This window comes from Paenibacillus sp. 1-18 (genome assembly GCF_000520755.1).
Taxonomy (GTDB): domain Bacteria; phylum Bacillota; class Bacilli; order Paenibacillales; family Paenibacillaceae; genus Paenibacillus; species Paenibacillus brasilensis.
The window spans coordinates 1-2,902 of sequence record NZ_ASSB01000224.1; the positions used below are offsets into that span (position 1 = coordinate 1).

Annotated in this window: 4 protein-coding genes; 1 reads left to right on the top strand and 3 read right to left on the bottom strand. The window is 49.1% G+C overall.

What is annotated here, in order from left to right:
• Positions 1-195: 195 nt before the first annotated feature.
• The 3 genes from L693_RS0113880 to L693_RS0113890 all read right to left on the bottom strand — a co-directional run bounded on the left by L693_RS0113880 (position 196) and on the right by L693_RS0113890 (position 2,188).
• Positions 196-531 (bottom strand): hypothetical protein, encoded by a 336-nt coding sequence (locus tag L693_RS0113880; protein ID WP_025717773.1) that lies wholly within the window; start codon positions 529-531, stop codon positions 196-198.
• A gap of 15 nt (positions 532-546) precedes the next feature.
• Positions 547-1,260, bottom strand: a complete 714-nt coding sequence (locus L693_RS0113885) for a pirin family protein (protein WP_025717774.1) — start codon at positions 1,258-1,260, stop codon at positions 547-549.
• Between the two features lie 70 nt (positions 1,261-1,330).
• The gene (locus L693_RS0113890; protein ID WP_025717775.1) at positions 1,331-2,188 is read right to left on the bottom strand and encodes a LysR family transcriptional regulator; all 858 of its coding nucleotides are present in this window, start codon (positions 2,186-2,188) and stop codon (positions 1,331-1,333) included.
• 180 nt (positions 2,189-2,368) lie between these two features.
• Between L693_RS0113890 and L693_RS0113895 the strand changes: the two genes are divergently transcribed.
• The coding region (locus L693_RS0113895) for a DMT family transporter (RefSeq protein WP_025717776.1) at positions 2,369-2,902 on the top strand (534 nt) is incomplete at its 3' end.

Consider the following 2,902-nt stretch of genomic DNA (forward strand, 5'->3'; position numbering starts at 1 on the left):
GTAAACCATACCCTAATGGTATCAATTTCACGCATTCTCGTAATAAACGATGCCGAAAAGGGATGGATTAACATTGAATTTTATCGCCAACACCCCTCTCAATCCTTTTTCGACAAATTTCGAGGTGCGAAGGACCCGGGTTTTTTATGTGAGCTTCACATTCGCACCTTACCGGGACAGCCCTATAAAAAAGGATTAATCTCCCCAATACTCCTCGGGATGGTATTCAATCTCAGAATTAGCTTCGAGCGTAAGCTCATCTGTCTGATCATTATATTTTACGCTTTCCGGGGTAACGTAGTACCAATGCTTCACAATGGATTGTTCCTCCGGCGTTACAAAACGAAATACGTTCAGCTCTTCGCGATATCGTACAATCGTCTCTGCCGTCTCACGCGGCAGCTCTTGAAGTGTGAAGCGAAAGAGGCCATCCGTCGTATCCAAGCGACAATCGAAAGCCTGCTTGCGGCTGTCAGCAAAGCTACGACCCGTGACGGCATGCTTGATCAGCCAAGTTTCCTGCTGCGCCATTGCGCGCACCTCCTTTTAAGGTAAATCAATCAGCATATAAAATACAGGCTCCTGTGCCTCCAGTGACAGCTTGGGTTCCTGCTCAATCCGGGCCGAATCACGCCCTCGCAGAATATGTTCACCGTTCACACGCAGTGAGCCTTCGATGATGAACAAGAACACACGCCGTCCCTCAGCTTGTGTGAATTCTACACGCTCTCCAGGCTGAAGCTTGCTCAAATAAATCGTCAAATCCTGATGGATGGCAGCGATTTCACCCTCCGTGCCTTGAGCTTGCTTTCCGGCAACGACGGGCAAAAGCTGGCCGTGCAATCGCTCAGGGTTGAACGCTGTAGCCTCATAGGATGGCTCCAGCCCTCTCGTGTGCGGGCTAAACCACAATTGCAGCAAACTGACATCCTCCGTTTGCGAAGCATTGTGCTCCGTATGGATGATGCCGCGACCCGCTGACATTCGCTGAATGCCTCCAAAATGAGTCACCGCCACATGTCCACGATTGTCCTCATGACGCAGCTCTCCATGCAACACGATGGAGACAATCTCCATGTCACTGTGCGGATGTGCCCCAAAGCCTCTTCCCGGTGCAATGACATCGTCATTACAGACACGCATAGGACCAAACGCTGTATTGTTCTCATCCTGATACTCCGCGAATGAAAAGCTGTGACTTCCCCGCAGCCAGCCCTTATCGAAGCTGAATCGGGAAGCAGCCGGATATATTGTGAACATAATAGCCCTCCTTCAGGAAGTAGAAATGAGATTAAATCCTTCTCATTGTACCCGAGCACCGGCGATAAAGCTACGCCTGTATTTGCGCGATAATTTCATTGATAAAGGACTGCAAAGTACTGGTAACATAAGCTTCCTTACGACGGATAAACACCGTTGTCACTTCATTGTACGGCTCTGGCAGCGCATGACAATGCACATGTCCCTGGGCCTTCAGCCCGCTGATCGAAGACTCGGGGAAAACGGTCATACCGATGCCCGCCGCCACGCTGCCGACAATCGTCTCAAACGTTCCAAACTCCATAATCTGCTTGGGGATAATCCCCTCCATCTTGAGCCAGGTTTCCAGGCGCTCCCGGTACCCGCACCCTTTTTTATATAAAAGAAGCGGGCGGGTTGTAATATCCTCTATGGAAAAGTCATCTCCCTGGGAAACGAGGACCAGCTTTTCCTGAAAGACATCAAACTGTTCAATGAGGGGATGCTTCACCGGTCCGGTCACAAAGGCTCCATCCAGCCTCATTTCTGCAACCTCCTGCACCAGATGTTCAGTAACCCCGGCCTTTAGTGACAGCTCAACATCGGGGTAGTGGCTGTAGTAAGCATGCAAAATCGAAGGTAATGCAACCACCGTCTCCACAATGCCAATCTCCAGCACTCCCGAAGGTGCAGAGGTGCTCTGAAACGCATGCTTCATCTCTTCAAATTGCGACAAAATGCTTTTCGTATATTGTAGCAGACGCTTTCCCTCCGCATTGAGGATCATGCCCCGTTTATGTCTATAAAATAAAGGCGTTTGCAGCTCCTTTTCCAGCAGCTTGATTCTGGCCGTCACATTGGACTGAACATAGCTAAGCTCGGCTGCCGCCTTGCTGACACTGCCATGAGCGGCTACGGTCTGGAAAATATTCAAATCGTTCAAATCCACTACTGCTCCCCCTTAAATATGAAGGGCAAGGCCGTCAAAATTGACGCGCCTTGTCACTTATGATCATTTTAAATGATCATAATGTTTATTTTCAATCATTTTACCATTAGCTTCCCATCCTTTATGATGTGTCCATAAGATATGTCCGCTGAGGCCGGCAAGGAGGAGCTTTTTTTCACCATGAATAGACAAATCATGACCGGATCTTTATTGTGTCTGATCGCCAGTATGTCCTGGGGGGCCATGTTTCCGGTTTCGCACATTGCCTTACAACAAGTCAATCCGCTGTACTTTTCATTTTTACGTTATTTTTCGGTTACGCTCATCCTGATCGTGCTGTTGTGGCTCAAAGAGGGACGAGCTGCTTTTCGCTTTGAGGGCAAGGGCAAGACATTGCTGTTCTTCGGTACGATGGGATTTACCATTTATAATATGGCCGTTTTCCAGGGACAACACTGGATGGGAGCAGCAGGTACCATTGTGGCTTCTATTATGGAAGTTCTGATGCCGATGATCTCGATTGCGATGATATGGGTCATGACCCGTAAAATGCCTCCGAAATATACGCTGGTCAGTATGGTGATCGCGCTGGCTGGGGCAGTACTTGTGATCACGAACGGAAAATGGACCTTCTTCACGCTTGCCGGACAGCATCTACTACCGCTGCTGCTCATTTTTGCAGGGGTCATCGGATGGGTCGTGTATTCCATGGGA

What these genes read in the sequence shown, in the direction of transcription:
- L693_RS0113880 (WP_025717773.1), bottom strand. Translation starts at nt 531, where the DNA reads ATGGCGCAGCAGGAAACTTGGCTGATCAAGCATGCCGTCACGGGTCGT.
- L693_RS0113885 (WP_025717774.1), bottom strand. Translation starts at nt 1,260, where the DNA reads ATGTTCACAATATATCCGGCTGCTTCCCGATTCAGCTTCGATAAGGGC.